The 6000-nt window shown below is 57.3% G+C and carries 7 protein-coding genes; 2 read left to right on the top strand and 5 right to left on the bottom strand.

Going from position 1 to position 6000, the window contains the following annotated elements; genetic code table 11:
- Positions 1 to 344: 344 nt before the first annotated feature.
- The 5 genes from ACVOLL_RS15110 to arsH form a co-directional block, all read right to left on the bottom strand.
- Positions 345 to 521 carry a hypothetical protein gene (locus ACVOLL_RS15110; protein WP_481513626.1) on the bottom strand — a complete coding sequence of 59 codons (177 nt, stop codon included), beginning with the start codon at positions 519 to 521 and terminating at the stop codon, positions 345 to 347.
- A gap of 996 nt (positions 522 to 1517) precedes the next feature.
- Positions 1518 to 2720, bottom strand: a complete 1203-nt coding sequence (chrA, locus tag ACVOLL_RS15105; RefSeq protein WP_296248008.1) for a chromate efflux transporter — start codon at positions 2718 to 2720, stop codon at positions 1518 to 1520.
- A gap of 166 nt (positions 2721 to 2886) precedes the next feature.
- Positions 2887 to 3315, bottom strand: coding sequence for an arsenic resistance N-acetyltransferase ArsN2 (gene arsN2 / locus ACVOLL_RS15100; protein ID WP_296248007.1), 429 nt, complete (start codon positions 3313 to 3315; stop codon positions 2887 to 2889).
- Positions 3316 to 3351: 36 nt separating this feature from the next.
- A complete protein-coding gene (gene arsC / locus ACVOLL_RS15095) occupies positions 3352 to 3774 on the bottom strand; it encodes an arsenate reductase (glutaredoxin) (protein ID WP_296248004.1) in 423 nt (140 codons plus the stop codon).
- Positions 3771 to 4508 carry an arsenical resistance protein ArsH gene (gene arsH / locus ACVOLL_RS15090; protein ID WP_296248002.1) on the bottom strand — a complete coding sequence of 246 codons (738 nt, stop codon included), beginning with the start codon at positions 4506 to 4508 and terminating at the stop codon, positions 3771 to 3773. Before arsH ends, arsC begins: the two co-directional genes overlap by 4 nt.
- Positions 4509 to 4546: 38 nt before the next feature.
- Here arsH and ACVOLL_RS15085 point away from each other — a divergent pair, with 38 nt between their 5' ends.
- A complete protein-coding gene (locus tag ACVOLL_RS15085) occupies positions 4547 to 4861 on the top strand; it encodes an ArsR/SmtB family transcription factor (RefSeq protein ID WP_481513625.1) in 315 nt (104 codons plus the stop codon).
- On the top strand, positions 4861 to 5913 hold the full coding sequence (arsB, locus tag ACVOLL_RS15080; protein ID WP_481513624.1) for an ACR3 family arsenite efflux transporter: 1053 nt from the start codon (positions 4861 to 4863) through the stop codon (positions 5911 to 5913). Before ACVOLL_RS15085 ends, arsB begins: the two co-directional genes overlap by 1 nt.
- Positions 5914 to 6000: the final 87 nt, after the last annotated feature.

Here is a 6000-nt window from a genome sequence, read left to right as displayed (position 1 = left end):
GAAAGCACTGGGCGGGCTGACGCCCGCCGCCTACGCCAAACGGATGGCCAAGATCGGCTACCCTAACCCCGGACTCTAAATGGCCCCGCTACTGAAAGCGGGGGGACGTCGGCTTCTCAGATTAGCTCCGCCGCACATACATGGTTGTTCCTGGGGAGCAGCGTCATGATAGTTGCGCTGGTATTGCTTGCCGTCATGACCTCGATGGCACAAATGAGAGAGGTGTTTGAACTTGTGGTGCTATGTGCTGCATTTGTTCTCGTACTGATCGCATCAACAACATTCGTTTTTGCGTCCGTCCGATACAAAGCGCGCATAACCGCATCGACTTCCGTAATGGTGATTCATTCGATTGCTTTTGCATTTTCCGCATTTCTTTCAGCATCTAACCCTCCAGAAGCGGGGGCATTAAGCGAAGGTTGGTTCGCCGCATCCATTCTTGCTTGCGGTATTTCCGCGGTCTTCGTATCGACATACTGGGTTGCGGCATTACGTGATCCCTCTCTGTCCTTCTCACCCATGTTGCGATCGCTCGTTCGATTCATAACAGGGGAATCGAGGGCTAAAGAGTGGTGCAGCAAGCACCTTATTCGATCTCGCAGTGACCCTTCTGTAAGAACACGGCGCGGCGGCAAGTCACGAAGGAGAACGCGGCCAGTGCAGCGGAGACGATGAGGATGCTGCTCTTGTTGCACCACGACCTCATTGGGGGCCCCAAGTGATACCGCCTCTCGCTGGACAACCGCGAGCTACTGCCGGTCAAGGTCGAGCTGCCCCCTGTCACACCCCGGACGCGGAGGATGAGTGTCTTTGTTCTCCTTAAGGATTCGACGCACCCGTCATCGAACGAAGCATAGGTCGATGCCAGAGGACTTCCATGTGCCGGGCAGAAAACAGTCTCGCAAAAATTTATTGCCGGGATTGGCTTAGTAAGAACGAAATTTAATGCCAAAACCTAGCCAAGGCCCTTTCTGAACTGATGCAATAGTGTCCGATTTCGGCCAAATGCAGACATCCCCCCGATAGACACCCTGAATCCCGAAATCCCCTAGTCCTCGTTCGCGATCGCTGGATCCGCCATCCCACCTTGCAAGGTGGGCACTCTTTGCGTGCGTGGCGAGCTTATCTACCGGAGGCGGCTCGGCTTTCTTCGTCCTGCCTTTCGATCTGACCACCGATCGATGTTCCGCGCACCGCTTGCGCGCGCAGGCTTTGGGCTGGGTGTGGTTAGACAACGGCTATCTTTGGCTAAGAGCGACGTGTGCTCGCGATGCATCTTTCCTTTGCATTCATGGCGACGTCGGGGTAAGTCGCGATGTATGTGCGGGGTGCCAATGCTCCCATTGCAACGAGACTGCTAGCCATGGAGACGTGCGGAGTAGGCAACGGAACTACTGGCGTCCATCGCGTGCGTTACCGCGCACCTGTTTTTGGTCCCCACCGAAATTTCCAGCGCATAGCGTAAGCGAGGCGAACGCTAGAACTTTCCGCTGTCGTGACTGTCCGATCTAGTGGTTTTATCGCGCCATCGCCCAACCCGCCATGCCAACTAGCAACACGACCAGGACCGGAGGTGTACGCACGACGACCAGTAGCCCGAATGCCACCAGCGTCACCGCAACATCCCATCGATTATGGATTGCGCTTGTCCACACCGGATCGTACAACGCAGCCAGCAGGATTCCGACCACCCCGGCGTTGACGCCGGCAATCGAAGCCTGCAAATCCTTGCGGTAGCGCAAAGACTCCCAGAACGGCAGGACCCCCACGAGGATGAGTACGGCGGGTAGGAAAATGACTGCCAACATCGCAAAGCCACCTACCCAGCCACCTAGCGGTCCGTCGGCCATTGCCCCTAAGTACGCTGCAAGAGTGAATAGAGGGCCTGGCACAGCCTGCGCCGCACTGTACCCGGCAAGCAGATCCGCAGTGCTTACGGTGCCGCTCTGCACGACCGCAGTTTGCAACAAGGGCAAAACAACGTGGCCGCCGCCAAAGACCAGAGCGCCAGCGCGGTATACGCCCTCCAGCAGAACAGCCAGGGGGGAATTGCTCGCAGCCGCCCACATCGGCAGCAGAGCAAGTAGCAGCACGAACAATGTCAGTGCCACCGTGCCAGTTCTTCGCGAGACGGGATAGCTGCACGGGGACTGATCGGATGCTGGTTCGATTTTTAGCGCCCAGCGACCGAGTAGCCCGCTGAAAATGATCACTGCCATCTGGCCGACGACCGAGGGCAATACCGACGTCGCCACGGCGGAGAAAAACGCCATCCCTACTCGCAAACGGTCCGTACACAGGGATCGGGCCATTCCCCATACGGCTTGCGCTACCACGGCAACTGCTACGATCTTCAGGCCATGCAGCCAGCCGGATTCAACGATGCCTTGGTATCTGGCAACTCCCAAGGCAAACAGAATCATCAGCACGGCCGATGGCAGGGTAAAGCCCGCCCAAGCGGCTAGCAGACCGGGCCAGCCTGCGCGGCACAAGCCCAACGCCATTCCTACTTGGCTGCTGGCGGGACCTGGCAGTAATTGGCAAAGGGCCACCAGATCGGAGTAGCTGCGGTCGGTCAGCCAACGGCGGCGCTCGACGAACTCAAGACGGAAGTAGCTCAAGTGTGCGATCGGACCGCCGAACGATGTCAGGCCTAGTCGCAGGAACGCCAGGAATACGTGCCAAGCGCTTTCTCTTGTTGTGGGATCGAGCGACGACACTAGGCATGGCCTCCTGCAGTTATTAACGAGGGTTAGCTCAACCCGGAAAAGGCTCTACTGCATCGAAGTCCAGACGTATCCGCTTCGGTCACCAGCGGTAGTCAACGCAAGCTCCGAAAAAATCCCAGTTCCCTGCCCTGCTGAGCAATTCCTCCGGCCACGATGACTACAAGTGCTTAACCATGAATGCCGCGGTCTCCGGACATATGCTTGCGAACTGCGCCGACCGACTGATCGATTCAGGCGCATCGATCCGGGACGCATGACTGTATCCGCAACGTTCGAATAGAGGTGCTGCAGTACCCGTCAGTAGGAACAGTTCTGTGATTCCCTCCTTGGCTGCCATTTGTTCTGCATGGCTCACCAGCACCGAACTGTAGCCCAGTCCTCGGTGACTCTGGACGACCGCAAGGGAGCGCAGCAAGCCGACAGGCAGGTGCAGCTCGACACCGACAACACCAATGAGTTCGCCTTTGTCGTGGAGCCCACCAAAGATCTTGCGTCTGCCGTCCTCCAGGTCACTCACTGGCAAACCGGCGTCCACCAGCATGGACACGACCGCGGCGTTCAAGGCAACAGGCGCGAACGTAGTCATGGCGTTTCCTTCAGGGGTTTGGCCATCTGGCGGTGATCAGGATTTAGGACGACTACCGTGTTCATCGATGACAACCTCACCGTCTTCTTTCATAAATGGAGCATCTACTGCAGGCAATATCTCAAGAACGACTTCAGAGGGGCGAGCAAGTCGCACGCCTAGATCGGTTTCCACAAACGGTCGATTGATCAGGATCGGATGAGCCAGCATGACATCAAGCAATTGATCGTCGCTTAAAGCTGGATCAGCCAGACCCAGCGCTTCGTAAGGTGTGCCCTTCTGCCGGATCGCCTCGCGTACGCTCAATCCGGCCTGGTCGATCAGGCCCGCCAAGCGTGTCTTGGTAGGGGTTTCGATCAAATAGTCGACGATCACCGGTTCGATGCCTGCATGTCTGATCAGAGCAAGCGCGTTCCTGGAGGTTCCGCAGTTGGGATTGTGGTAGATCGTTGCCTTCATGCTGCGGCTCCCGCTGTTGCAGAGGATTTGGCTCCGGACGCTGTCGCCAGAGCGGCTGCTGCTGCGTCACCTTTGCGCTCGCTGTAGCGATCAACCAGATAGTCACTGCGATCTCTGACCAGCAACGTGAATTTCACCAGCTCTTCCATTACATCGACAACCCGATCGTAGTACGGAGATGGCTTCATTCGACCTCGCTCGTCAAATTCCTGCCAAGCCTTGGGTACTGACGATTGGTTCGGGATGGTGACCATGCGCATCCAACGGCCCAGCACGCGTAACGCGTTCACCACATTGAAAGATTGTGAGCCCCCGCTGACCTGCATCACTGCGAGTGTGCGGCCCTGGGTTGGGCGAATGCCAGCCTCCTCCAGCGGCAACCAATCGATCTGATTCTTGAACACGGCGGTCATCGTCCCGTGACGCTCCGGACTGATCCAGACCTGGCCTTCTGACCACGTGGAGGCTTCACGCAGCTCGATCACTTTGGGGTGATCGGCCGGTACCGCATCCAGCATCGGCAGCGTGTGTGGATCAAACAGCCGAGTCTCCGCGCCGAACTGTTCCAGTAGGCGCTGTGCCTCCAAAGCGAGCTTCCGGCTGAAGGACTGTGGACGCAGCGAACCATAGAGAATCAGGATGCGCGGTCGATGCTTGCTCGGATCAGCCACATCAAGGTCTGAGCACGAAGGCGACTGCAGGGACTCGGCATGGATGTTCGGGAGATTGGGCATAACTTGTTCCTTCTCTTTATTTCCATTATTCTAGATCTATGGAACATAAAACTGCAACGCGAGCTCTAGCAGCCCTCGGTCATGGCACAAGGCTGTCGATCTACCGTTTACTTGTCGAAGCAGGTCGCGGCGGCAAGCTGGCCGGTGAGATCGCCGAGGCACTTGCCCTCCCCGGTGCCACGCTGTCCTTTCACCTGAAAGAGCTGGCTGCTGCGGGCCTTGTCACTTCCGAGCAACTCGGTCGAACCATCTGCTACCGTGCAAACTTTGATGCCATGACAAGTCTGGTCGAGTACCTGACAGAAAACTGTTGTGCTGGCGATCAGTCCAGCAGCACGCCCGGCTGCTGCTGATGAACGACGTGGCTGAGATGCGCCCTGAGCGCATGTCATTTCTGGATCGCTTCCTGACCGTCTGGATTTTCCTGGCCATGGCGGTTGGCGTGGGGCTGGGCATCATTTTCCCTGGCCTGCAGCACCAGGTAGACGCGTTGAGCATCGGCACTACGAACGTGCCAATCGCTATCGGGCTGATCTTGATGATGTTCCCCCCACTCGCCAAGGTTGACTACGCGCAGCTGGGCGTGGTTTTCAGGGATAAGCGGGTATTGGCGCTATCGCTGGTTCAGAACTGGGTGATTGGCCCAGTTCTGATGTTCGCCCTGGCAGTGATATTTCTACGCGATCAGCCGGGTTATATGACCGGGGTGATCCTGATAGGGCTGGCCCGCTGCATCGCAATGGTCCTGGTATGGAACCAGCTTGCGAAAGGCGACAACCAGTACGTTGCCGGCTTGGTGGCGTTCAATTCAATCTTCCAGATCGCGTTGTTCAGCGTCTATGCCTGGCTGTTTCTCTCCGTGTTGCCGACGGCATTGGGCCTGCAAGGCGTGGTGCTCAACATTGGATTCTGGCCAGTTGCGGAAGCTGTCCTGATCTATCTCGGCATCCCATTCGCTGCCGGTTACCTGGTACGTCGATCGTTGACCAAGTCAAAAGGACTTCACTGGTACGAGCACCGGTTTCTACCTGCGATCGGCCCGATAACGCTAGTGGCCCTGTTGTTTACGATCGTGGTGATGTTCGCAATGAAGGGGGGCGATGTGGTCAAACTCCCCCGGGATGTTTTGCGGATAGCCGTTCCACTGACGATCTACTTCTTGGTCCAGTTCATCATCAGCTTCTTCATGGGCAAGCTGATCGCTAAAGACTACCCGCGCACAACCGCCATCGCCTTCACCGCTGCCGGCAACAACTTCGAACTGGCTATCGCGGTGGCAGTGGCTGCGTTCGGCATCAGTTCGCCGGTCGCATTCGCAGCCGTCATAGGCCCGCTGATAGAAGTGCCGGTTCTGATCATCTTGGTGAACGTGGCACTGCGCCTGAAGCAACGCTGTTTCTCCTAGATCCCCCGCAAGAAAACGCATGTGGCGGGGAAACGTTGGCTAGAGCCAACAGGTAGTCGTCCATACCCGCGAGGGATTCCGAGTCTT

Source organism: Stenotrophomonas sp. STEN035 (assembly GCF_056759935.1).
This window is presented reverse-complemented; position numbering and strand designations above follow the sequence as displayed.

Coding starts and splice junctions, on each gene's coding strand:
- ACVOLL_RS15110 (WP_481513626.1), bottom strand. CDS start 521: ATGGGTGAGAAGGACAGAGAGGGATCACGTAATGCCGCAACCCAGTAT.
- arsN2 (WP_296248007.1), bottom strand. CDS start 3,315: ATGACTACGTTCGCGCCTGTTGCCTTGAACGCCGCGGTCGTGTCCATG.
- arsC (WP_296248004.1), bottom strand. CDS start 3,774: ATGAAGGCAACGATCTACCACAATCCCAACTGCGGAACCTCCAGGAAC.
- arsH (WP_296248002.1), bottom strand. CDS start 4,508: ATGCCCAATCTCCCGAACATCCATGCCGAGTCCCTGCAGTCGCCTTCG.
- ACVOLL_RS15085 (WP_481513625.1), top strand. CDS start 4,547: ATGGAACATAAAACTGCAACGCGAGCTCTAGCAGCCCTCGGTCATGGC.
- arsB (WP_481513624.1), top strand. CDS start 4,861: ATGAACGACGTGGCTGAGATGCGCCCTGAGCGCATGTCATTTCTGGAT.